Origin of the sequence: Brevibacillus centrosporus (assembly GCF_046622605.1) — a bacterium.
GTDB classification, from domain to species: Bacteria; Bacillota; Bacilli; order Brevibacillales; family Brevibacillaceae; genus Brevibacillus; species Brevibacillus centrosporus.
Genome location: NZ_CP176856.1, coordinates 1,596,435 through 1,621,162 on the forward strand (window position 1 = coordinate 1,596,435; position 24,728 = coordinate 1,621,162).

The window sequence follows — 24,728 nt, forward strand, 5'->3', positions numbered from 1 at the left end:
TTTTTACTCGGGGAGATCGTTAAAGGAGGCCGCGATGAACGAGACCGCATTTGACGAACCATTATTTGCAAGCTTGAAGCCGGGCTTAACCTCGTTCTGTTACCGAATGCTAGGCTCCATGGACGATGCGGATGATGCCGTTCAGGAGACGAGTATTCGGGTCTGGCAGAGCTGGAGCACGTTCAGACAGGATTCCTCGTTCAAAACTTGGGTCTATCGGATTGCATCCAACCTGTGCTTGGACAAGCTGAGACAATCCAAACGCCGCGCGCTTCCCGTTGACCTGTTCGATCCAGCCGTCGCCATCGTCGAGCCGCGCGACACGCTGCCGGACTCTGCCTGGATCTGGCCGTCTCCCGACTTTGGGGGCAATCCGGAAGATCGGCTCGTCCGCAGAGATACCCTTCAACTGTGCTTCATCGCTCTCCTGCAGACCTTGCCTCCGCGGCAGCGCGCGGTACTCATTTTGAAGGATGTATTTGAATGGTCCTCCAAGCAGATCGCGGAAGCGTTGGCGATGTCGCCGGCAGCGGTGAACAGCGCCTTGCAAAGAGCCCGAGAGACGATGGACCGGGCGCAGCTTCGTTCGGATGAGCTCAGCAGCATGGACGTTCAACCGGAGCAGCAGCTGCTGTCCCGGTATGTGGAGGCGTTCGAGCAATTCGATATTGCTGCGCTCGTCGCGTTGTTCCACGAGGAAGGCTGCATGTCGATGCCGCCCTACGAGATGTGGATCCGCGGCAAGGAAGATTTGTCCGCTTTCTATTCGCTTACTCGCTGGCATTGCGAAGGTTCGCGATTTGTGCCCATTACGGTGAATGGCGGTTATCCGGCGTTTGCCCAGTATATGCCGAGCAAAGAGGGATCTGGCCTGGTACCCTGGGGCATCCACGTCATCGAAACCAAAGAAAATCAAATTCTGCACGTTCAAAACTTCATTCATACGCCATTATTTTCGCGATTTGGGCTGCCTGAGCGAATTGACCAATGAATTTCGTCATTGGCTTACGTCTATATGATTGAGAACAACCAAACGAAGAGAGGTGTCTATTTAAAATGGAAACGAGTCAACCGAGGAAAGTAACGGTGCAAGCTGTCATTCAAGCGCCTGTAGAGAAGGTATGGCGCTATTGGACCGAGCCGGATCACATCACGAAGTGGAATCAAGCGTCCGAGGACTGGCATGCGCCGAGAGCCGAAAACGATCTGCGAGTCGGCGGCAAGTTTTTGACACGGATGGAAGCGAAGGATGGCAGCATGGGCTTTGATTTTGGGGGCGTCTACGATGTCGTGAATCAGCATGAGGCGATCGGCTACACCATGGAAGACGGAAGAAGAGTGGATATTGCTTTCGTCGATCAAGGGAATGAGACGAAGGTCATTGAAACGTTCGACGCGGAAAGCTCCAATCCCGTCGAGTTCCAGCAAGCAGGCTGGCAATCGATCATGGACAATTTCAAAGCCTACACCGAACAAAACTAATCATCGCGAAGAAGACGCCGGGGAAGATGCCCGGCGTCTTTCTTTTTGAACCTTAGTACGAGCGTGCTCTCTGTTAGCCTTAACCTTGTGCCTGGTCCATGTTCATGTAGTTAATGGCCCACAGATGGCCGTCCAAGTCCACGAAGCCCCAATGATACATGAACCCATGTTCTTCAGGTTCAGCGTGCAATTTCCCGCCCAAGGAGAGCGCGGTATTCACAATTTCATCGACCTTTTCCCGGCTCTCGAAGGCCAATGCGATCGTCATCTGCGCATACTTGCTCGTATCGACGGATTCCTTCTCCGTGAGCGTATGAAAGAACGCTTGATTGATCAGCATGACCTGCAGGTTGTCACCGATCACGATGGCTACCGAATTCTCGTTCTCGGGGAATTGCGGGTTGAGCTCGAATCCGAGTCCGGTGAAGAACGCTTTCGATTGTTCTACGTTTTTTACAGGCAGGTTGAAGCTCGTGAATGCGGACGTTAATGCCATTTTCAAAACACCTCTTCGTCAAATTAGTTTGTGTTCATTTATGCCTTTGTTTATATAGACGGCAGTCGATCCGGAAATTCATCGGTCTCGTGGATTCGGAAGCGTAAATTTTGAAAAATAACCTGGTATTGAGTTGGGATACCCGACATATTCCACAGTAGCTCTACTCCTGAAATCTCCTGCCCAAAAGTATCCCAGTAATGATGCACAACCCTCCGATAAACTGCCAGATGGAGAGATGCTCGCCAGCGATCAGGATGGAAAAGATGGCGGCAAACATTGGTTCGCTGCTCATCAACAGTGCCACCCGAGAAGGAGAAGTGCGACGGATCATGACCAGCTGAATGTAGTAGGCAAACATGGTTCCAAACACCACCAGGTACCCGATCGCAAGCCAAAAGGATGGGGTCAGATAGCTCCAGGAGGAGGGCTGGGAAAGAGAAAGCAAGCCGGACACGATCGCGACTGTGGAAAATTGAATGACGGTCAAGGCACGTGAATCCATGGTCTGTCCCGCTGTCAGCTTCTTCGCCATGATCATCTGAATCGCATACCCGAATGCGGCAGCTAGCACCAGCACATCCCCGATTTTGGGGTCAAAGCTGTCCTTCATCGTCAAGAGAGTAGTCCCAGTGATAGAGAGAAGCAGGACACCTGCCAACGAAATCTTCAGCAGCCTTCCATGAATCACATGATCGAGGACGGGGACCAAGACGACATACATGCCAATGATGAAGCCGGCATTGGAAGCCGAGGTCGATGTCAGGCCGAAAGTCTCGAGGAAATAGGTAGCACCGAGGATCAGCCCGAGAATCATGCCGCTGGTCCAGGCGGAACGGTCGGCATGACGCAGTACTTTGAAGGTAAAAGGAAGCATGATGATGGCAGTCAGTGTGAACCGGATAAAGAGCAGCTGGAAGACGGGAACCGTTTCTACGACACCCTTGATGACAATGTAATTGGAGCCCCAGATCATCGCAATAAGCAGCAGGGAGATGTCCGCCGTCCAGTGGGAGTTCCATATGCTTGGGGCGAGCCTTCTCCACTTATGGAGACTATTTTCAAATGCACTTTGGGATTTCAGGTAGTTTTGCACAATCCCGGACATCCTTTCGTTGAAAATTCCGATTTCTTTAGTATAAAGTCCGCCATCCTATTCCTTCCACAAAAATATCCTGGGGTCCGTAAAAAAGGTTTATTTTCGTTTCCGATGTCACAAATCCGAAGCCTACCTTGTTATATGTGTAAAACGTAAAGGGGCTGAGGGAAATGAACGACATGACATGCATCATCATCGGAGGCGGCCATGCAGGGCTTCATGCGCTCAAAGCAATCAAGGAAACGACTCGGGGCATGGCGAACGGAAGGCGGATTCGGTTTGTTTTGTTCGATAAGCTGCCTGGGCATGTACGCAAGGTGTTGTTGTTCCGTCCTGCAGTGAGTGGGGAAGAGATTACAGTTCCCTGGTCGCATTGGGCTGCCGAAGGAGTCGAATTCGTACAAGGGACAGTTACTTCTATAGATAGTGGTGAGAAACAGCTTGCCTATACGGATGCGCAAGGAAAGGAAGCGCAAATCGGTTATGACCTTTTAGTTGTGACGGTCGGCAGCATCGTTCGGAGACCGGATCCGGCGCAGGGTGGCATCGCCTTGACCGACCCGCAAGCCGCATCGGACATCCGGGAGCGCTGGCAGGCCAACCTGCGCAAGGCTGCTGGTGAGACGAATCCGGAAGAACGTAAACGGTTGCTCTCGGTTGTGGTTGCGGGAGCGGGGATCAGCGGCATCGAGACGTCCGCCGAGCTGGCGCTGGCGATGCGGGTGGAAGCGGCGGAAATGGGCCTGAACCCATTGGATACCGCTGTCTATTTGCTGAACACGCAGGAGCGGCTGTTCCCAGAAGCGCCGCAGAAAGTTGGTCGGAAGCTGGAGCTGACTCTTCGTGAGTGTGGAGTAAAAGTGCTTCACAATTGCAAGGCGATGCGAGAAGAAGCGGGTGTGGTGACACTCAGCAATGGCGAGAGCCTGGAGGTTGGCCTATGTATTTGGATGATTGGTCTGATCCCGAATCCGGCCCTTCTCCGCATGGGCTTGCCGCTTACTCCTGAAGGTCAAGTGCAGGTGGATGAATGCTATCGCGTGAAAGGGGCGCCTGGCGTATACAGCATTGGGGACTGCGCAAGAATTGTGGATCCGCGCACAGGCAAGGCGGATCAGATGAGGTGCGGAGAAGGCGTGCTGCAGGCAGACCGGCTGGGAAAAGTCGTGATGGCCGATTTAAAGGGCAGCCCCGCGCCCGTACACAAATCAGTACCATTGGATTTCTACTGCATCGGCTTGGGGGAAAATCGCGGATTAGTGTGGGGGCGCAAATGGGGACTGACGATGATGATTACAGGAAAGCCTGCCTGGAAATTCAGGAATCTGGCATGGGATGGAGGAAGCATGCTACGATAGAAAAAGAGAGGATAAGAATGGAACGTTTTCCAACAAACAGGAAAAGGTGGGGCGGCGAATGAAAGAACTGTACGACCAATATAGGGCACTGCTGTTCACGCTGGCTTATCAGCTGACGGGCTCAGCGGCAGACGCAGAAGATGCGGTGCAGGACGTATTCATGAAGTCGTTCGACTTACATCTGGAACGTCTGGAGAAACCGAAGGCGTATTTGTGCAAAATGGTAACCAATCACTGCCTCAATCAGCAGAAGTCGGCGCGGAAAAGGCGGGAAGTGTACGTCGGTCCGTGGCTTCCCGAGCCGGTTCGGACACCGGAGACAGAAACGCTCGAGATGACGGTTGCCCGCCGCGATCTTTTGTCCTACGCCATGCTCGTACTTTTGGAGCGGCTGACACCGACAGAGCGGGCGGTTTTTGTCATGCGTGAAGGCTTGGGCTTCGATTATTCGGAAATTGCTGAACTGCTCGGCAAGCAAGAGGCGAATTGCCGCAAGCTGGTGAGCCGAGCCAAAAGCAAGATGGAGATATCCGAGCAGGAGGCGGTCGCAGCCGAAACAGTCGAATTGGAATGGGTCAACCGATTCCTTACCTCCCTCGAGCAAGGGAACGTCGAGCATGTGCTGTCTCTGTTGACCGAGGATGTCATGCTCGTCGCAGACGGAGGCGGAAAGGTAACCGCGTTCCGGCATCCGATACAGACGCGCGATCATGTGGCTCGAGTCCTTCTCGACGGATTCCAGGGCAAAGGGACCATTTATCAGGGAAAACTCTGCTTCGAAGTGGCTACTTTGAATGGAGAGACCGGATTCATCATTCGTTCGGGAGAGGAAACATTGGCTGCTATCCTGATACAACTGCGGCACGGAAAGCTCGCGAGAATGTATGCCGTTCGAAATCCGGAGAAGCTTGCTCGGGTTTAGAGAGCCGCCGACAGCAGGTTTTTCCCCGAAGTTCAACGGGATCTCTCATGCTTTGACCTCATTCACAATCTGTCTGTATTTCCATCCTGCAACCGGATCGTCCGAGGGCGCGGTGAGCTGCTTCTGCGGAATGCACGAAACAGGTATCCACACAAGCCGCCTAGGAGAGAGGGAAGCAGCCAGCCTAAGCCTACCTCATACAAGGGAAGATAATGAGTGAAATAGTTTTCAATGACGGCGATGTGCACGCCGGCCGCATTCAGGCCGTCGAACAAGCTGATGATCAAGGTGAAAAGCAAGCTTCCTTGGTACACCTCAGACCAACCACGAAATGCTCTGTGTAGAAAGGTTAAGAATAAGAGGGAGATCGCAATCGGGTACATCGTCATTAAGAGCGGAACGGACACCTTGATCAGCTGCGTTAGTCCGATATTTGCGACAAGTGTACTGAAAACCGATAAAATAACGGCAAACTTTTTGTAAGAGACAGTCGGAATCAATAGATGGAAGAAGGAAGAGCAAGCGGTTATGAGCCCTACACTTGTGGTCAAGCAAGCCACTGTAATCATGAAGCCTAATAATATGGCACCGTAGGAACCGAAATAATAGCTCGAAACCTTAGCCAAAACCTCGGCTCCGTTTTCTAAATGGCCCAATTTTTCCACACTGGAAGCTCCCATATAGGAGAGAGCCGAATAAAAAAGCACGAGGAGCGTGCCGGCGATCAATGTCGCCTTTGCACACGTGGCTAACAGCTGTTTTTGGGTCGTAACTCCTTTTTCCTTAAGGGCATTCACGATAATGATCCCGAAAACAAAAGCGACGAGAGCATCCAAGGTTAAATAGCCCTCTTGAAAGCCTTTGAAAAATACATGACTCGTGTACTCTTCCGATGGTACCTGCAGTGCTCCTATCGGACGGATCACGGCTGTAATGACAATAAATCCGATAAACGTCAATTTGATTGGGGTTAGAATTTTCCCGACCACACTGACGATCTTGACAGGATTGAGAGATAAGAGACATGCAGTGGTAAAAAACAGGATGGTGAATAGAATGAGCGGGATGGAACCTGCCTGGTCAGATAGGAATGGTTTGACCCCGATTTCATAGGATACATTGCCGGACCTAGGGATTGCGAAAAAGGGACCGATAGCCAAGTATAGAACAACCGTGAAGATCATACCAAATAGCGGATGAACACGACTTGCTAACGAACGTAAGTCGTCTTGTCCAGAATAAACAAAGGCAATGATCGAAAGGAGCGGCAATCCCACGCCTGTAACTAGAAATCCTGCATTGGCTAGCCAGACATTTGTTCCTGCCAATTGACCGAGCATAGGCGGGAAAATCAAATTACCGGCTCCAAAAAACAAGGCAAACAACATAAATCCTATAATCACCAGAAAAGAAAACGGCACTTTTTGAAACATAAAAATCCTCCTATCAGCCTGAACCTGGAAGCAATGAAATACCGTACGGCTGACTGCAAAAAATTCAAATTTTACTGTCAATGAACGTCCAGCTTTCTGAACAACGAAATTCATTATAGTGCCTTTATGGAAACATTACAATTTCAGTATTTAGGAGAACGAAAAAAGCTGCCGATGCGAATTCGGCAGCTTCTTTGAAAGGAAAAGCAGGGAGCGTTCACCATGAGAAGCGGTCAAGTTCAGTAATGGTCCCGCAACCCCTAGATCATGGCGATGAGTGCGATCGAAGAAATCAATGATAAATACATTGCCATCTTCGTAATCATAACGAAAGGTCTTACCGGCATATACAGGGTTCAGCTGCCGATCATATTGATACGGCAGGTTGGGATAATCGGGATGGTGCATACAAACTCCTCCTTCCCGAGCAGTATATGTTTAATCTAGGTGAATGCTCTGAGGCGATGGCCTAATTCTGCCAGCGGAGTCACAGCCGAGCAGGTTCAGACGGTGGAAGGACGTGAATAAGACTGGAGACGAAATGCAAGTGCTTCGATAGAATCGGATTGGATGCGAGAATTTTAGCTAGACAGATGGGAGAGGGAGTAATGGGAAATACGGATAAGTTTGAAATGATCGCGAATACATACGATCGACCAACGCCAATGACGTGAAGTCCGGATTCTCCAACTACTGCCGCTGGGTGGATGTGGCGGCTCCCGGAGAAAATATCTTGTCCACCTATCCCGGCAGTTACTACGCTTATCTGAGCGGAACTTCTATGGCTTCTCCCCACGTCGCCGGCCTGGCTGCTCTGCTGGCTTCTCAGGGAAAAACGAACGTTCAGATCCAGAGCGTTATTCAGACAACCTCAAATCCAATACCGGGAACGGGTACCTTCTGGCAATTTGGACGAGTGAATGCTGCCAGGGCTGTGCGGTCCTGAATCGCTTGCGCCAATTAGCACCAGAGTAAATAGAATAAAGAAGCAGCGGCGACCGCAGACCGGATAGGAAAGTCTGAGGCCGCCGCTGTTGTTTGTAGCAGCTCCCGGTTAGTCCAAGCGAAACTCCATTTTCCTGCTTTTCGTTGTCATTCCCATAGATTGATAGAAATGGATCGCATTTTGATTCGCCTCGATTACCCCCAATTCAATGCTATCTACTTTCAAGCCTCTTCCAAAGTCAAAAGCATATTGCAGCAGTTTACGTCCGATGCCCTTTTTCCGATGCGAATCAGCCACGCATAAGCTATCAACCAGTAAGATCCTTCTCGCATTCACAAATGAATTTTCGGGTATTTCTTCTTCCTTTAAAACTACGACGCCGACGATTTCATTTCCCAGGGTAGCTACAAAGATCTGCTGCTTATCATCCTTCAGCTGGTTATGAAACAACTCTTCTCCTACTGGAGTCGCGTTTTTTTTGTATAGGTCTGGTCGCTCTACAACGTGCAAATGATGAACCTGCCAAAACAAAGACAATAACGATGCGTAATCATCTGGCTGCGCACTTCGGATCAAAATATCCATGCTTCCCTCACCTCGCCCAAGGTTTTAACGTTTATTTTAGCTTATACACGCTGCAGGTCATACATAAAATGAGGCGATCTCTTCTCGTAAAAATCAGCGTCAGATTAGGATCAGAAAGAAAGGTCCTAGTCTCGTGCGCTCAAGTATAATAGTTTATAGCAAAGGAGGGCGGCGTATTTTGGAATGGTTGATAGGGCTGGCCTGCAGCGCCGGTATTGCGGGCATGGCCTATGCAAGACGGTCGCTGTCCGGCTCCGGTTTTACAGCGGCAGTGATTGTGGGCACGGTGATGTACGCACTGGGAAGCGCGATCTGGTTCGGATGTCTGATCGCCTTTTTCGTCTCTTCGACCCTGTGGTCCAAATGGAAAAGGCATGCAAAAGAAGAGGCAGAGAGCGGCTATGAGAAGGGTGGGAGGCGCGATGCTGGACAGGTGCTGGCCAACGGAGGTCTGGGGATGCTGCTGTGTGCGGCCAATTGGATGTATCCCCATCCCCTTTGGTGGTATGCCTTTCTCGGTGTGATGGCGGCGGTCACGTCTGATACGTGGGCTACCGAAATCGGTGGCTTGAGTCGGACACCGCCGATCTCGATCAAGACAGGACGCCCCGTTCCGCCGGGGACGTCCGGAGGTGTTTCTGGTCTCGGCATGGGTGCTTCACTGGCGGGCGGATTCTTTATCGGTGCTGTAGCCTGGCTGATGCTGGCGGTGACCCCGTTTGCACCGGATACGGCTGCGAGCGGACTTGGACCTTTTGCCTGGACCGGAATTGCCGGATTGGCTGGCATGATGGGGGCGCTGGCGGATTCATGGATTGGTGCGACCTGGCAGCAAATGTACCGTTGCGATGTGTGTGGTCGCGATATCGAGCAGGACCGCCACTGCGGCAGGCAAGCTGTGCGGACACGAGGTCGCACTGGCTGGAACAACGATGCCGTCAATATCGCAGGCTCGATTGCAGGCGGCGTTTCGGCCATTTTGCTGGCACTCGTGCTCGGACTCGCCTAAGCAGGCAAATAACCGGAAAGACTTTGCAGCGTCAAGCGATGCTAGGGTCTTCCGGTTTTTTTTATGTGGTGATTTCCAATTCATGGTAGATAGAAAGAACTATGAAATCAAGAGAATGACGGTTTATTTGTTAGAAAATTTGGTAAATGATTCCCACGAAAAAACAGAATGAAACCTTTATCATCGATGGTAGATGCTTCCAGATTCTGTGTGAGCGCACCAGACTCGACTATGTAGGAGAGGAGGTAGTGGCCGTTCATCCCTTGTATTCTACGAAAAGTGGAGGTGATCGTGCTTTGAAAAAGACTCGCTGGCTTCGCTATTTGTCGTCACTCGTTTTGTTCTGCACGCTGACTGCTGCAGGAGCTGCCGATCTTGGTTTAGCCAAGGAAAAAAAGAATGGTCCAGCTGTCCAAACGGGAATCGAGCTGTTGCTTGAAAAGCCCGAAATGCTGAAAGGGAAGAAAGTAGGGCTCATCACGAACCCGACTGGAGTAACGGAGGATCTGACGCACGATGTGGATGCGCTGCTCGAAAAGAACGTGAATCTGGTAGCGGTATACGGTCCGGAGCACGGGATCCGGGGAACGGAGCAGGCGGGATCGGTCCCTGGCACCTACGAAGATCCAAAAACAGGACTGCCGTTCTATAACCTGTACGGAAAAACACAGCAGGAAATCTCCCCTTTGTTCCGCGATGTAGATGTCATCCTGTTCGATATCCAGGATGTCGGTTCGCGCTTCTACACGTACATTTCCACGATGGCCTACGCCATGAAAGCGGCAGCTTTGGAGGACAAGCCTTTCATCGTGCTGGATCGGCCCAATCCGATTGGCGGGGAGAAGGTAGAGGGAAGCGTTCTCGATCCTGCTTACGAGTCATTCGTGGGCATTTATCCGATTCCTGTCCGCCATGGCATGACGGTGGGAGAGCTCGCTGTTTTATTCAATGAGCAATTCCTTGTCAAAGAGATAGGGAAAAAGGCAGATCTCCAAATCGTCCAGATGAAGGGCTGGAAGCGGGACATGCAGTATGACGAGACGGGACTGGCTTGGGTGCTGCCGTCGCCTAACATGCCTACTCCTGATACTGCGCTGGTTTATCCAGGCAACTGCCTGTTCGAGGGAACCAATCTTTCCGAAGGCCGCGGAACCACTCGTCCGTTCGAGCTGGTCGGTGCCCCGTACATAAAAGGGTGGGAGATAGCGGAGCGAATGAATCGTCTGAATCTGCCAGGCGTAGCTTTTCGGGAAGCGTACTTCAACCCTACCTTCTCCAAGCACGCCGGTATCAACGTCGGCGGACTGCAGATTTACGTGACAGATCGCGAGAAGTATGACCCGATACGTACAGCTCTTACTATTATGGTGGAATTGAAAGAGCTGTACCCGGATGATTTTGCCTGGCGCAGCGACAACTGGATCGACAAGCTGATGGGAACGGACAAGGTCCGCAAAGCGATTGACGAAGGAGCATCTGTGGACGACATCATCGCAGATTGGCAAGCTGAGCTGAACGCATTCAAGCAGCTGCGCAAGACGTATCTGCTCTACCACTAGGAGTGATTCCGATGAAAAAACGGATTGCCATTGCCAGTCTATGTGTCAGTATGGCTTGGGGAGCGATGGTTGTTCCGGCAGCCGCCGCAAAACGGGGGGATGGGGATGCCCCGTCTATTGAGAAGAAGGAGAAAAAAACGAAGCCAGTCAAACGTCCGCTCTCCCATCCCTGGGACAAGCCCGGCACAAGCAACGGAAAGCTGCGTCCGGGGAAGCCTTCCGCAGCTGGCATGACCGCCGCGCCGCTAAAAGAGATCGATTCACTCATCGAAACTTCGATGGAAGAGGGCGTGATGCCCGGCGCTGTCGTGCTCGTCGCACGCCGCGGAGTAATCGTAAAAGAGCAGGCGTACGGCTTCTCCGCGCAGTACGCCGATGATAAAAAAACGCCGTTGGATCGGCCTATACGAATGGATACGGACACCATTTTCGATATGGCATCTGTCAGCAAGCTGTTCACCTCCACCGCGATTATGCAGCTGTACGAAAAAGGCAGGTTCGACCTGGATGATCCCGTCGCTGACTACCTTCCCGAGTTTGCGGACAACGGCAAGGAAGAGGTGACCATCCGCCAGCTGTTGACCCATACCTCTGGATTTGAACCGTTCATCCCGCTCTACCAAATGGGAGACAGCAGGGAGGAAAGAATGGAAATCGTCTTGCGCCATCCACTCGTCAACCGCCCGGGAAGCAACTACGTCTACAGCGATTTGAACCTGATTACACTGGGGGCGTTGGTGGAAAAGCTGACAGGCCAGCGCTTGGATCAGTACGTCCGTGAGCACATTACGAAGCCGCTAGACATGTCCGATACGATGTACAATCCGGCAGAGCGCCTGAAAAAACGGATCGCTGCAACCGAATTCCAGCCATGGACACAAAGAGGGATGGTCTGGGGAGAAGTACACGATGAGAATGCCTGGTCGCTGGACGGTGTGGCAGGACACGCAGGAGTATTCAGCACCGCACGTGACATGGCGGTTTTTGCCCAGATGATGCTGAACGGTGGCAAGTACGGCGGGAAGCGAATTCTTTCCGAAGAATCGGTCGAGCTGATGGCAGAAAACCAGATTCCCGAGTTCCCGGGAGATGATCATGGACTTGGCTGGGAGCTGTATCAAGGCTGGTACATGGATGCCTTGAGCGACAGCAGGACGATGGGGCATACCGGATACACAGGCACCTCGATCGTGGTCAGTCCCAACAACGAAACCATATGCATCGTTCTCACCAACCGCGTTCATCCTACGCGCAATACCGTTTCCACCAATCCGGTCCGGAGGGGAGTAGCCCGTCAGGCTGCCCTGGCGATACCAGTGGAGATCCCGTGGAAGGATGGAGCATGGTTTGCAGGAGTCGGCGATGAACAGGAACACACGTTAACCGCCGAGGTAGACCTTGAAGACGGGGGAACGCTCACCTATGATACCTGGTTCCGGATGGAGAACGAGTCTGATTTCGGCTACGTCGAAGCATCTGAGGACGGGAAGAACTGGACTGAGGTAGGCCATGCCGCAACGGGAGAAAGCGACTGGGAAAACGTCTCAAGGGAGCTTCCTTCCGGGACCAAGCAAATCCGCTTTCGCTATGCGACCGATGCGACCGTCAATGGACGGGGCTGGTTTGTCCATGATCCGGAAGTGAAAGATGAAGCGGGTCATGAAATCGATCTCGACTGGCTGTCCGATGGCTGGTCGCGAGAAGGAAAATAAGAGGAGATGAAGCCATGAGGGTTGGGAGAAAGAAAATCAGCGCGCTGCTGATGGTACTTGCTTTGCTGCTCAGTCAGGCTTTCTATTCACAGAGTGTTGTGAAAACGAATGCGGAAGAGAGGACAGATGTTGTCGATCTGATCATCAGTCTGAACGCTCCTGAAGCGGAATGGGGCATGGCAGCAGGAGACACCCTGCAGCTGCAAGCGCTCCATGTTTACCGAGACGGTCATTTTGAGAAAGCATCCGTAGGCTTGAAATGGAAAACCTCGAACAAAAACGTGGCGGCAGTCGATGAAAAAGGCATCGTGAGCTTCGCCAAGCATCCCGGCAGAACCTTCATCTCCGTGACCGACGGCAAGTTTGAAGACCGGATCGCCTTCGATTACAAAAACAAGGAAGAGCAGAAGGTAACGGTCGTGAAACAAAAAGGGGAGCGTTACCAGATCATTGACAGAGCAATCTCGGGCATGACGCTGGAAGAAAAAGTGGGGCAGATGATGATGCCCGATTTCCGCAAATGGAACGGCAAGGACGTGACAAACATGCTGCCGGAAATCGAGGCACTGGTCAAGAAATACAAGGTCGGCGGGGTGATTTTGTTCCGTGAAAACGTGGTCAACACGGAGCAGACCATACGCCTTGTCCATGATTATCAGCTGGCAGCAGATAAATACGGCCTCCTGGTAACGATAGACCAGGAGGGTGGGATCGTGACCCGTTTGCAGCAAGGGACAGATATGCCAGGGAACATGGCGCTAGGCGCTACGCGTTCGAAGGAGCTGGCTCTGCAAGTGGGAGATGTCATTGGCAAAGAGCTGGCTGCCCTCGGGATCAACACCAACTTCGCTCCCGATATGGATGTGAACAACAATCCGGACAACCCGGTCATCGGAGTCAGGTCGTTTGGAGAAGACCCACAGCTGGTGAGCGACCTGGGTGTTGCCTACGTAAAAGGACTGCAGCAAAACGGGATCGCCGCTACAGCCAAGCACTTCCCAGGTCATGGCGATACAGCCGTCGACTCGCATCTGGGGTTGCCGGAAGTCCCCCACGACAAAGACCGTCTGACAAAAGTGGAGCTCTATCCGTTTAAAAAAGCGATGGAGGCGGGCGTCGATGCCATCATGACGGCGCATGTCACCTTCCCGAAAATCGATGACACCAAAGTAATTTCCAAAAAGGACGGCACGGAGATTGCGCTGCCTGCCACGCTGTCACCCAAGGTCATCACAGGCTTGATCCGCGAAGAACTCGGCTTTGATGGCGTCGTATCGACGGATGCCATGAATATGCAGGCAATCGCTGATCATTTTGGACCGGTTGATGCGGCAATTCGAGCCGTGCAAGCGGGCGTAGATATCGTGCTGATGCCGATCGGTTTGGAAGAGGTAACGACTGGTGTTCTCCAAGCCGTGAAAAAGGGAGAGATCAGCGAAGAGCGGATTGAGCATTCCGTCAAACGCATCCTGACATTGAAGGTGAAGCGGGGAATCTTTAAAGCAGAAAATCCAGAAGGTGCAGACGCGCAAATCGAGCGTGCCAAGGCGATCATCGGCTCTGCTGAAAACAAGCAAGTAGAGGCTGAAGCTGCAGCCCGCTCCGTAACGATGGTCAAAAACAGCGGCGCACTGCCACTTAAGCTTCTGGAAGACAAAAAGATCGTGGTGGTAGGGACGACCTACATCGACAGTCTGGCTGACGCCGTGAAAAAACACCACGCCAATACAGCGACGATCAAAATCGCAGGCGAGGCACTGACCAACGAGCAAGCGAAGCTGGTGGAGGTGGCAGACGCTGTGATCATCGGTTCCTATACGTTCGATGTCAAAGGCCGGGCACCAGATAACGCTCTGATGGGCATTTACAAGCAAATCATCCAGAAAACGGATCAACCCGTAATCGCTGTCGGCATCCGCAATCCGTACGACATCATGGCTTATCCGGAAGTAGATGCTTATCTCGCCCAGTACGGCTTCCGAAATGCAAGCTTCGCCGCAACGGCAGACACGATTTTTGGTAAAAACAACCCAACCGGCAAGCTGCCAGTGACGATCCCGGATGGCAAGGGTGGCGCCCTTTACGAGTTTGGCCACGGCTTATCCTACCAGCCATGAGCTTCTGAAAAGGAAATCGAATAAAACAATTGAAAGCAAGGAAGATCCGGCTGTGAGGCCGTGTCTTCTTTTTTTTTTTTTGTACAGTAAGAATTTAAAATTCTTAGCCAGTATTGTTCTAGTTCCGTTGGAGGAAAGTCATCGAGAAGAGCTGCGTAAAGCCTTACATCATCCGGAAATTTGGGAGTATACCTGGCGGAAAATATCGTCAGCTTGGCATTGGAGCAAAAAAATCAGGGAACGCATATCCCCTTCACTATCCTGGAAAAGGTGTCCGGCAAAGTCATCCGTACCACGCGCATAGGCGATATCGAAGTGACAAACCGCAATGCGGAGATCGGTTGGACATGGCTTTCTCCTGCTTACTGGAGAGCGAGAGTCAATACAGAATGCAAGTACCTCCTGCTGCAATACTGCTTCGAACAAGCTGAGCATACTCGATCGGAATGGTCAGAAGTCAGAGGAAAACTGAAGCATTTGCTGGAAAGAAAATATGTGTAGGACGAGTCTAGGCATACCGAGTGCTGGAATGAATCTCAACCGCGACTCGAATCGCCGATTGTATCGCTCCTTGGATCCAGCCGTGATAATCGGAAGCGTGTTCACCCGCAAAATGGACTCTACCCTCTGGAGTAGAGATGTAGGGACCCAATTCCGTTTCCTGAAAAGGCTTGAACATGGTGAAAGCGCCAGCCGCAAATGGCTGCAGCACCCAGTTATGCGCAGTCCCTGTGACAAAAGTCTCGTAAACGACTTCCCCATATATGCGAGCCAAGACTTGCAGTGCCTTCCTGACCTGTTCTTCCTCCGACAAATGGACCCAGGGCAAGGCATCATCTTCCCAGGTATAGCTCACCAAGACAACACCACCAGCTCCGCCAAAATGATGACTGGGATAATAGGAAAGGCGAATCGGTAAGTCTGTGACTGTTTGCCCCCCGTACAATCCATTTTCTTCCCAGAAGCGACGCGAGAACTGGATGCCGATCTTGGTGGAGGAGACGTAGTGAAGCTGATGAATGGCATTCCATTTGTGATAAGAAAACAGGTTGTTAGGCTCCACTTCTACTAATTGGAGGACGGTAAACGGAACCGTAATGATGGCGTGATCCGCCGTTACTTCAAACGGCTTTGCCTGGTCGGTAAAATCGCCAGCAATCGCTACGCTGTTCCCGTTGCCCCTGATTTTGGTCATCCTGCAGTTGAAATAAATGTTGTCCTGTAATTGGGGAAGGAACGAATAAGGCAGCTGGTCAAAACCGCCTGTGATTTCATAAAACCGAGTAGAAGGCGTGAAGAGGATAAAGTCGCGCAAGATTTCCAGGAAGGAAAGCTCAGGGAACCCTTCGAAGCCAGACCGTCTTCCCTCTTTCCTTGGGAGCTACCGGAAAACGAAGGATGCTCGGCTTTTTTTCATACATCCACCGACGTGCTTTAACTCCATTCACATAGAACAGATCATTGGGTGTCGTGTTAATAAACTCGTTTAGGGGGAGACGAAATTTCGAGATGTATTCCAGCGTCAATAGGTGGGTGCTAGGAATTCGCATCGCCCCAGCCTCAATATACCCACCATCATGAAAAGGAGAACGAAGGGTGAAGACACGGCCGCCAACCCGATCGGAGCCTTCGAGGATCGTGACCTGATGCCCGGCTTCTTTCAGTAGAGAGGCGGAAACCAGCCCAGCCATCCCTGCCCCAACGACCACGATTTGTTTGGGAGAAGTGGTTTTGGGAAGACCATTTCGGATGATCGAAATCAGTGGACTCTTGAGAGAGTGGAAAAGCCTTTTCCATACAGATCCCCTTGGATTATTTTGGAAACATCATATGTAGGCAATAACCTAAAGGTGATAGCTGAAAGGAAGCAAACCCATCCCAAAAACCCCCTTTTCAAATCCCGAGTGGTATGATGTGATAGAGTAGGATTTTTCGTGCAATTGTGAAGATGGGGTGAGGACATGCGTTTATACACCAAATACATCAAAAAATACGGAGTCGTTTTTTGTGTCTCCCTCTTCTTTTTAACCTTGGAAGCGGTGTGCGACCTGCTGCAGCCAACGATCATGTCGCGAATCGTCGATGTGGGTGTGGCGCAGCGCGATTTGAATTACGTGCTGTCGACCGGGGGGCTGATGCTGGGCGTGACCGCGATCGGTGCAGTCGCCGCCACGATGCGCAACCTGCTGTCCACTTACGTTTCACAGAACTTCGGAGCTCAGCTGCGATCGGATTTGTTTAAAAAGGTTCAGTCCCTTTCGTTTGAGAACATCGACAGGTTCGATCGTGCCTCTCTCGTGACCCGGCTCACCAACGATGTCAACCAGGTGCAGGTATTTGTCAACGGCATGATGCGCATTTTCGTGAAGGCACCGCTCACTTGCATTGGCGGTCTGATCATGGCGACACAGCTAAATCCCCGACTGGCTGTGGTGCTGGCCGTGGTCGTGCCGATTGTGGGTCTGTTTATCTACCTGAACATGAAAATCGGGTTTCCCTTCTTCATGAAAGTACAGCAGTCGCTGGATCGGGTAAACGGTGTGATGCGGGAATACTTGTCCGGGGTTCGGGTTGTCAAAGCGTTCAACCGCTTCGATTTTGAGGTCGACAAGTTCAGCCATGCAAATGAGGAGCTTCAGACCAAGTCAATCTCGGCTACTCGCGTGATGTCCATTTTCAGTCCAGCCATTATGCTGACGGTCAATCTGGGGATTGTGGCTGTACTGTGGATGGGAGGCTTGGCTGCAGAGCAAGGAGACATGCAGGTCGGTCACATCATCGCGTTTACAAACTACATGACGCAAATTTTGTTTTCGCTCATGATGATTTCCATGGTGTTCAACATGTTCGTGCGGGCAAAGGCTTCAGCAGGGCGCATCGGTGAAGTGTTTGCCGAGGAAAATCGGATGACCTGGAAGGAGCAGGGAAGCCTTCAGGGAGATGGGAAGGGACGGATCGACTTCGAGCATGTATCCTTTTCCTATGAAGGCGGGCATGGAGAGAGTGTCTTAAAAGATATCACCTTTTCTTGCCTGCCGGGGGAAACGGTGGGCATTATCGGGTCGACGGGCTCTGGGAAAAGCAGCCTGGTCGGTCTAATCCCACGCTTTTACGATGCCACGAAGGGAACCGTGCGGGTGGATGGAGTAGATGTCCGAGAGGTGGACCCGAAGCTGCTGCGCGAGAAAATGGCCATCGTCCCACAAAAGACGGTGCTGTTTACCGGGACAGTGAAGGAAAACATTCGTTGGGGGAAGGACGAGGCGTCGGATGAGGAAATGGAGCTGGCAGCCCGAATGGCACAGGCCCACGACTTTATCGAGCGTACCCCGGACGGTTATCAGGCAAGGGTCGGACAGGGCGGCATCAATTTTTCCGGGGGACAAAAGCAGCGCCTCTCCATCGCTCGGGCACTGGTGCGCAAACCGGAGATTCTCATTCTCGACGACAGCACGAGTGCGGTAGACGTGGCGACAGAGACGAAGATCAAAGAGGCTTTGCGTGAGTACGCTCAAGGTCTGACGTGCCTATTAATCGCACAGCGGATTACGTCGGTGATGGATGCGGACAAGATTGTCGTGCTGGATCAGGGAGAGCTGGTCGGAATCGGGACCCATGAGAGCTTGCTAAAGGATTGCCGTGTCTACCAGGAGATCTTCCAATCCCAGATCGGCAAGGAGGTGCAATAGAATGTCCCAGCAAAGTCAACAGCCGCCGGTCTTTCCGAGCAGGCCCGGACGTGGCATCGGGCATGGGGCGAGAGGACCTGTGGTGAAGCCAAAAAACTTCAAAGGGACACTTCGCCGGCTGTGGCAGGCGTTTGGCCAGGAAAAGCGCATGCTTCCGCTCGTGTTCCTGATCGTGCTGGTAGATGCGCTGCTGATGCTGTCGGCGCCGTATTTGATCGGAAAATCCGTGGATGCGATGACGGGGGGAGAAGCGACGCTCGGACTTTTGGGGGTCACGGTGCTTGCCCTTTTGATCTCGTACATACTCGACGGAGCGCTGACGCTTTTGCAGGGCTGGCTGATGGCAGGCATCTCCCAGCGGATCGTGAAAAACCTGCGAAAGTCGCTGTTTGAAAAGCTGCAGAAGCTGCCTGTCGCCTTTTTCGATTCCCGTCCCCACGGAGAGCTGATGAGTCGGCTTACCAACGATATTGACAACGTCAGCAACTCCATTTCACAATCAACAGCACAGCTGATGTCCGGGGCGATCATGATCGTGGGCTCGCTGGTCATGATGCTCATCTTGAGCCCGATCCTGACGATTGCGTGTATGATTACCGTGCCGCTCGTCTATTTACTCACGCGCACTATTGCAAAAAAGACCAGCGTACTGTTCAAAAACCAGCAAATCCAGCTAGGGAAGCTGAATGGTCATATCGAGGAAACCGTCTCCGGCATCGAAGTCGTCAAAGCGTTTAACCACGAGCATAAGGCTACGCAGGAATTTGATGAGATCAACACGGAGCTTTGCCGGATCGGGATGCGGGCTCAGATATTGTCAGGCTTTCTCATGCCGATCATGAACGTGATCAACAACCTCGGTTTTGCCGTCGTGGCGGTGGTCGGCGGAGTGCTTGCCGTCAAAGGGATGATTACTGTTGGTGTGATCGCCAGCTTTCTCAGCTATTCACGTCAGTTCGTGCGGCCGCTCAACGACCTCGGGAATATTTTCAACGTCCTGCAGTCAGGAGTAGCTGGTGCGGAGCGGGTTTTTGAAGTGCTGGATGAGCAGGAGGAGCCGGAAGATGTACCAGATGCGAAGACGCTTGCCCAGCCAAAAGGGCATGTCGTCTTTGAAAATGTCAGCTTTGGGTACAAACCGGATCAATTGATCTTGAAAAACGTCAGCTTCGAATCCGAGGCAGGAAGCACGACCGCGCTGGTCGGTCCAACAGGGGCAGGAAAAACCACGGTGGTGAACCTGCTCACTCGCTTTTACGATGTGACGAGCGGGACTATCTATCTGGATGGCAAAGACATTCGCGAGTACACCCGTGACAGTCTTCGGCGCAGCTTTGGCTTTGTGCTGCAGGATACGTATCTGTTTTCGGGGACGATCAAGGAAAATATCAAATACGGCAAACCAGATGCGACAGATGCAGAAGTCGAGGCAGCGGCTGCCATGGCCAATGCGAGTGTCTTTATCAATCGCTTGCCCAAACGCTACGATACACAGCTGACCGAAAACGGTGGAAATCTGAGTCAGGGTCAGCGTCAGCTGCTCGCGATCGCCCGTGTGATTCTCGCCAAGCCTTCGCTGCTCATCCTGGACGAAGCGACGAGCAGTATCGATACGCGTACCGAGCTTCACATTCAGGATGCCTTGCTCACGATCATGGATGGCCGCACGAGCTTTGTCATCGCGCACCGTCTCAATACCATTCGGGATGCGGATACGATTATGGTCGTGGATCGCGGGGAGATCGTGGAAAAAGGAAGTCACGAGTCTCTTATCGAGCAACAGGGAGTCTACCATCAATTGTTTTTCAACCAGTTCAAAAACCTGCAAGCCTCGGCGGAGTGAGGCAGAAGGGATGAGAGAAGCTGTTTTCCGACACTACTCGTGATTGGAGACAGCTTCTTATTCTGTACGCCCAAAATGAGCGAGAACGAAGTCTTTGAAGCGCTGGGAGGCAGGAGACAAGTAAGCACCCTCAATCAGCGCCATGCCGATCACCCGGTGGCATTGCGGCTCGCGGATCGGGATGTAAATGATTTTGCTTTTATCGATTCCCCGCAGATCGGGAAGCAGGGATACGCCGAGACCGGCCGCAACCAGTCCTGCTACAGTAGCGGCTTCTTCTCCTTCAAAGGTGATGCGCGGTTTAACGCCGATGTCATCAAACAGGCGGTCTGTCGTGCGGCGCAGCGCATAGCCCTTTTTCAAGAAAATGAATGCTTCATCTGCCAGCTCCTTCAGCAAAATGCTGTCGGCATCCGCCAAGCGGTGTCCGATGGGGACGATGGCAAAGAGCTCCTCTTCCCACAGCGGAGTCCATTGTATTTTCATTTTCGTTTCCGTCGGCTCAGCAAGCAGACAGAGGTCCAGCTCACCGGCGTCGAGATGCTCAAGCAGGGAATAGCTGTGGTTTTGCATGAGGGAAAAGCTGATTTGGGGAGCCTGCGCGCGAAAGGCACCGATCAGATCGGGAATCAGGCTCGTTCCCAGCGTGTGCAGGAAGCCAATCGAGACTTCTCCGTGCTCAGGGTGAGTCAAGTCTTGCAGCTCCTGCTTGCCGTCTTCCCAATCCTTCAGGATGCGGTTGACCCGTTTCAGCAAAAGCTGGCCGTAACGGTTCAGTACGATCGTGCGCCCTTGGCGGTCAAAGAGGGGAACGCCGACCTCTTCCTCCAGCCGAGCGATGGAACGGCTCAGGGCCGGCTGTGACAGAGACAAGGACTCTGCGGCGCGGGTGACGTGCTGGATGCGCGCGAGTGTTTGAAAATATTCGAGCTGCTGCCATTCCATAGGCGTCCTCCCGATGAGATGTATGTGTTCAAATCATTACCCAAACGCATGAAAATCATGAATACAATAAATTATACATTATGAATTGTCAATGATAGTATAAAGGCAGGAAAGGAACGGACTTTTGGGAGGTTGGCATCATCATGGGTTACATTCAGCAAGGCACAGCTGCTTTTCGCAAGTCCAATCTTGCCTTTTTTGCGGCTGGATTCAACACATTTGCGATTTTATACAGTACACAGCCATTATTGCCGGTATTTTCCGAGGAGTTTCACGTATCCCCGACGATGGCGAGCTTGTCGCTGTCCGTTACGACGATTGCTTTGGCAGTCAGCATGCTGTTTTTCGGAAGCATATCCGAGGTGTGGGGAAGGAAGCCTGTTATGATCGTGTCCATGCTGCTCGCTTCCGTCCTGTCCATTTTGACGGCGTGCAGCACCAGCTTTGAGAGCTTGCTGGTGTTTCGGATTATCCAAGGGATTGCTTTAGGCGGACTTCCTTCTATCGCTATGGCGTACTTGGGGGAAGAAGTGGAGGCATCCAGTCTGGGGGTAGCGATGGGGCTGTACATCAGTGGCAACTCCGTGGGAGCCGTGAGCGGTCGGATCATCAGCGGCATGCTGACGGACTTTTTCAACTGGCATGTAGCGATGGGCAGTATCAGTGTCATCAGCCTGATCGCGAGCCTGATCTTCTGGCTGAATTTACCGAAGTCGCAAAATTTCCATCCGCGCGCACCAGAGGTAGGAAAGCTCATTTCCTCGATGGGCAGCCACTTGAAGGACCCGGGCTTGCTCTGCTTGTTCGGGATCGGCTTCCTCATCCTGGGCAGCAACGTAGGCTTGTACAACTACATCGGCTACGTGCTGACTGCACAGCCGTACGCTTTGAGCCAGTCGCTCGTCGGATGGATTTTCATCGTCTTTCTGGTGGGGACTGTCAGCTCGGTCTGGATGGCCAAACAGGCTGAAAAGCACGGACGGGCAAAAGTTTTGATTGTCTCCCTGATCATTACTTTACTGGGGGCGTGCCTTACGCTCGACGCGCACTTGTGGGTGAAAATTTTAGGTTTGCCCGTATTGACCTTTGGCTTTTTCGGAAGCCATTCGATCGCCAGCAGCTGGGTTGGACGACGGGCCTTGCACGACAAAGCCCAGGCCTCCTCGCTCTATTTATTCTTTTACTATGCCGGCTCGAGTATTGGTGGAACCTTGGGCGGTCTGTTCTGGTCCTCCTTTGGCTGGGGGGGCGTCGTCGGGATGATTGCAGGCTTCTTGCTGCTCGGACTTGTACTCGCTGCCTGCTTATCCAAGATCCCAACGGCTGTAGCCTTGGCGAATAAAAAAGGAACCGAAAAGCTTTCGATAGCCAAATAAAAAAGGAACAGCGGCACTCAGGACAAAAAGGATAGTCCTAGATTGCCGCTGTTTTGTTACCCGTGCCAGCGTGGAGACGAAAATTTTCTCAGTGGCCTTCCTGCGATTCAAAAAGACCTGCTTCCCGATAGTTGACGTCCAAGCGAAGTCTCCCTGCGAACTGGCGGTCAATGTCGCCTTTTTCGTACAGCGCTTGAATTTCGTTGCGTTCGGATTGGATCGCCTTCAGCTCGAGCTCTTTGCGCTGCAGGCTCACTTGGCGTCTGCTGCCTGCCCGACGCTTGTTGGTTTGATATTGCAAAGCGAGCCCTTTGTAAGCCGCGAGTACGGTGAGCACGGCATCGCGATTTCCCTCATTTTCCAGCTGCTTCACTTGGCTGATCGCTCTTTGGACAGCTTCCAGCTTCAACGCTTTGTAGCTGTCCCACTGAGGGTCGGAAGGAGTGATGGAAGCCGGAATTCGGTTGCCTCCCTGAAACATGCGGCGGATGGCTGTCCAGGCGAGTACCATCAACAGCTTGATTTTTACCCGGTTGGTAAGCAGCAGCTCGACTCGGTTCAAGGAAGCCTTGAAATAAGCGGCAAGCTGTGGCGAGATCCGACCCTCACGGAGCCATTGCTCGCCAACCTCTCGTTCCGCTTGTACGGCTGCCAGACGGATGGCTACGACCTGCTTCCAAGCCTCGCCCATATCGGCTATGCCTTCCAGTCTGGTTTGCTGAATTCGACGGGTATACTCTCCGATCAGTTCCAGACCGTCTTGCCTGTTCTCGTCGTCCATCTCTTCACGCACTGTGCGCAGACCGGCATCGAGAACGCGGATTCGGGCCGATCGTTCTTCTTCACTGCGATCTTCTGGCTGATGGGTGGCACCCTCCGATTTTCTGGCGAGCATAGGTAGAAAAATACTGGCGGAAATCAAAGTCAAGAGGATGACCCCGGCGCAAATAAACAGAATCAGACTGCGCTCTGGGAACGGGCTACCGTCCTGCAATACCAAGGGAATGGAGAAAGCAGCGGCAAGAGTCAGCGCGCCGCGAACACCCGAAAGGGCGGTGATCAAGGAGGTTTGGAGCTGACGATCTCTCGCCCAGACGACGAGAAAGCGCAAAATCATGAGCACGGCGGTAATCAGGAAGATATATCCGATTACTTGCCCATTCTGATAGGCAGGGTCTTCCCAAATTTTCGTGATCACGCCGGGGATCTCCAGTCCGAGGAGGAGGAACACAAGCCCATTCAGCGAGAAGAGAATGACTGACCAGGTGCTGTCAGACACGACGCGAAGCTGAACGGAAGACGCCGATTCCACGCGATCTCGTTCAATGGCATGGACGACACCGGCAGCGACGACGGCAAGAATCCCCGAGACGTGGAATTCCTCCGCTGCGATGTAAATAATGAAAGGTGTGAGGATGATGATCAGCATGTGTAGCGTCACATCCTCGATTCCGAGACGGCGCAGCAGGAGGCGCAGCCAGACGACCGCAAAGCCGAGCAGAGCACCGATCAGCAATCCCCCAGCTGCGATGACGATAAAGCTACCCGCTGCTTCTGTCAGGGAAAAATAGCCGGTGACCGTCGCGGCAATCGCAAAGTTAAACGCAACCAGCCCGGAAGCATCGTTCATCAGTGCCTCGCCCTCGAGCAAGCGCATGATTTTCCCGGGCAATTTGATTCTTCCCGCAATGGAACCGACGGCGACAGCATCCGTTGGAGAAAGGATGGCAGCGAGCGCGAATGCAGCAGAGAGCGGAATGGCAGGAATGAGCCAGTGAATGAATGGACCTGCTACTAGTACGGTGACAAAAACGAGGCCTAAGGCAAGCAGCAAAATGTATGTGCGCAGCTTCCACAGCTCATCGCGAGGTGTGATTTTTCCGTCGTTAAACAGGAGTGGGGCAATGAATAGGACCATAAATAACTCAGGATTAAGCGGAACGTGATGCAGGCTGGGCAAAAAAGCGGCAACAATTCCAAGTGCAATCTGAATGAGCGGGATGGGAATGAAGGGGACGAAGCGTGAAATGACATTTGAAACGCCGATGAGCAATAACAGCACGAGCACCATGAGTAAAATTTCCATAAAAGAAGGGACTCCTTCAAAGTAGTGTCACATTAATTAAATACTGAACCAGTTAGGCAAAGCTTATTCTC

Annotated in this window: 19 protein-coding genes and 2 pseudogenes; 13 read left to right on the plus strand and 8 right to left on the minus strand. The window is 52.3% G+C overall.

Translation table 11 applies throughout. The features are described from left to right. The first annotated feature begins 34 nt into the window (after positions 1–34). A complete protein-coding gene (locus tag ACLIN2_RS08360; protein ID WP_411503765.1) occupies positions 35–991 on the plus strand; it encodes a sigma-70 family RNA polymerase sigma factor in 957 nt (318 codons plus the stop codon). Positions 992–1,056: 65 nt separating this feature from the next. Then, positions 1,057–1,482: an SRPBCC family protein gene (locus tag ACLIN2_RS08365; protein WP_411503766.1), complete on the plus strand. Its 426-nt coding sequence runs from the start codon at positions 1,057–1,059 to the stop codon at positions 1,480–1,482. A gap of 79 nt (positions 1,483–1,561) precedes the next feature. Here ACLIN2_RS08365 and ACLIN2_RS08370 read toward each other — a convergent pair whose 3' ends face one another. Next, positions 1,562–1,978 carry a VOC family protein gene (locus ACLIN2_RS08370; protein WP_411503767.1) on the minus strand — a complete coding sequence of 139 codons (417 nt, stop codon included), beginning with the start codon at positions 1,976–1,978 and terminating at the stop codon, positions 1,562–1,564. Between the two features lie 163 nt (positions 1,979–2,141). Further along, on the minus strand, positions 2,142–3,074 hold the full coding sequence (locus ACLIN2_RS08375) for a DMT family transporter (protein WP_411503768.1): 933 nt from the start codon (positions 3,072–3,074) through the stop codon (positions 2,142–2,144). A gap of 173 nt (positions 3,075–3,247) precedes the next feature. Between ACLIN2_RS08375 and ACLIN2_RS08380 the strand changes: the two genes are divergently transcribed. After that, positions 3,248–4,435 carry an NAD(P)/FAD-dependent oxidoreductase gene (locus ACLIN2_RS08380; RefSeq protein ID WP_411503769.1) on the plus strand — a complete coding sequence of 396 codons (1,188 nt, stop codon included), beginning with the start codon at positions 3,248–3,250 and terminating at the stop codon, positions 4,433–4,435. Between the two features lie 58 nt (positions 4,436–4,493). Next, positions 4,494–5,357 carry an RNA polymerase sigma factor SigJ gene (gene sigJ, locus ACLIN2_RS08385; protein ID WP_411503770.1) on the plus strand — a complete coding sequence of 288 codons (864 nt, stop codon included), beginning with the start codon at positions 4,494–4,496 and terminating at the stop codon, positions 5,355–5,357. 62 nt (positions 5,358–5,419) lie between these two features. On the opposite strand, the gene brnQ is transcribed toward sigJ, so the two are convergent. Both brnQ and ACLIN2_RS08395 read right to left on the minus strand, forming a co-directional pair. Beyond that, the gene (gene brnQ / locus ACLIN2_RS08390) at positions 5,420–6,790 is read right to left on the minus strand and encodes a branched-chain amino acid transport system II carrier protein (RefSeq protein WP_411503771.1); all 1,371 of its coding nucleotides are present in this window, start codon (positions 6,788–6,790) and stop codon (positions 5,420–5,422) included. 150 nt (positions 6,791–6,940) lie between these two features. Beyond that, the gene (locus ACLIN2_RS08395) at positions 6,941–7,198 is read right to left on the minus strand and encodes a hypothetical protein (protein WP_411503772.1); all 258 of its coding nucleotides are present in this window, start codon (positions 7,196–7,198) and stop codon (positions 6,941–6,943) included. A 244-nt stretch (positions 7,199–7,442) separates the two neighbouring features. On the opposite strand from ACLIN2_RS08395, the pseudogene ACLIN2_RS08400 reads away from it, so the two are divergent. Next, a pseudogene (locus ACLIN2_RS08400) lies at positions 7,443–7,736 on the plus strand (S8 family serine peptidase); the annotation flags it as partial. Positions 7,737–7,844: 108 nt separating this feature from the next. Here the strand turns inward: ACLIN2_RS08400 and ACLIN2_RS08405 are convergent. Continuing rightward, entirely contained in the window at positions 7,845–8,321 is a 477-nt protein-coding gene (locus ACLIN2_RS08405; RefSeq protein ID WP_411503773.1) for a GNAT family N-acetyltransferase, read from the minus strand. A gap of 178 nt (positions 8,322–8,499) precedes the next feature. Between ACLIN2_RS08405 and ACLIN2_RS08410 the strand changes: the two genes are divergently transcribed. The 5 genes from ACLIN2_RS08410 (at position 8,500) to ACLIN2_RS08430 (ending at position 15,219) form a co-directional block, all read left to right on the plus strand. Next, positions 8,500–9,330: a DUF92 domain-containing protein gene (locus ACLIN2_RS08410; protein ID WP_411503774.1), complete on the plus strand. Its 831-nt coding sequence runs from the start codon at positions 8,500–8,502 to the stop codon at positions 9,328–9,330. 296 nt (positions 9,331–9,626) lie between these two features. Beyond that, on the plus strand, positions 9,627–10,889 hold the full coding sequence (locus tag ACLIN2_RS08415) for an exo-beta-N-acetylmuramidase NamZ family protein (protein ID WP_411504525.1): 1,263 nt from the start codon (positions 9,627–9,629) through the stop codon (positions 10,887–10,889). A gap of 11 nt (positions 10,890–10,900) precedes the next feature. After that, a complete protein-coding gene (locus ACLIN2_RS08420) occupies positions 10,901–12,601 on the plus strand; it encodes a serine hydrolase (protein ID WP_411503775.1) in 1,701 nt (566 codons plus the stop codon). Between the two features lie 14 nt (positions 12,602–12,615). After that, positions 12,616–14,718 (plus strand): glycoside hydrolase family 3 protein, encoded by a 2,103-nt coding sequence (locus tag ACLIN2_RS08425; RefSeq protein ID WP_411503776.1) that lies wholly within the window; start codon positions 12,616–12,618, stop codon positions 14,716–14,718. Positions 14,719–14,931: 213 nt separating this feature from the next. Next, positions 14,932–15,219: a GNAT family N-acetyltransferase gene (locus ACLIN2_RS08430; protein WP_411503777.1), complete on the plus strand. Its 288-nt coding sequence runs from the start codon at positions 14,932–14,934 to the stop codon at positions 15,217–15,219. A gap of 7 nt (positions 15,220–15,226) precedes the next feature. Here ACLIN2_RS08430 and ACLIN2_RS08435 read toward each other — a convergent pair. Beyond that, positions 15,227–16,481: pseudogene (locus ACLIN2_RS08435) on the minus strand (flavin monoamine oxidase family protein). Positions 16,482–16,679: 198 nt separating this feature from the next. Between ACLIN2_RS08435 and ACLIN2_RS08440 the strand changes: the two are divergent. Beyond that, positions 16,680–18,407 (plus strand): ABC transporter ATP-binding protein, encoded by a 1,728-nt coding sequence (locus ACLIN2_RS08440; protein WP_411503778.1) that lies wholly within the window; start codon positions 16,680–16,682, stop codon positions 18,405–18,407. Between the two features lies 1 nt (position 18,408). Next, positions 18,409–20,250, plus strand: coding sequence for an ABC transporter ATP-binding protein (locus tag ACLIN2_RS08445; RefSeq protein ID WP_411503779.1), 1,842 nt, complete (start codon positions 18,409–18,411; stop codon positions 20,248–20,250). A 57-nt stretch (positions 20,251–20,307) separates the two neighbouring features. On the opposite strand, the gene ACLIN2_RS08450 is transcribed toward ACLIN2_RS08445, so the two are convergent. Then, positions 20,308–21,195: a LysR family transcriptional regulator gene (locus ACLIN2_RS08450; RefSeq protein ID WP_411503780.1), complete on the minus strand. Its 888-nt coding sequence runs from the start codon at positions 21,193–21,195 to the stop codon at positions 20,308–20,310. 143 nt (positions 21,196–21,338) lie between these two features. Between ACLIN2_RS08450 and ACLIN2_RS08455 the strand changes: the two genes are divergently transcribed. Next, positions 21,339–22,571: an MFS transporter gene (locus tag ACLIN2_RS08455; protein WP_411503781.1), complete on the plus strand. Its 1,233-nt coding sequence runs from the start codon at positions 21,339–21,341 to the stop codon at positions 22,569–22,571. An 88-nt stretch (positions 22,572–22,659) separates the two neighbouring features. Here ACLIN2_RS08455 and ACLIN2_RS08460 read toward each other — a convergent pair whose 3' ends face one another. After that, positions 22,660–24,657, minus strand: coding sequence for a Na+/H+ antiporter (locus tag ACLIN2_RS08460; RefSeq protein ID WP_411503782.1), 1,998 nt, complete (start codon positions 24,655–24,657; stop codon positions 22,660–22,662). Positions 24,658–24,728 lie beyond the last annotated feature (71 nt).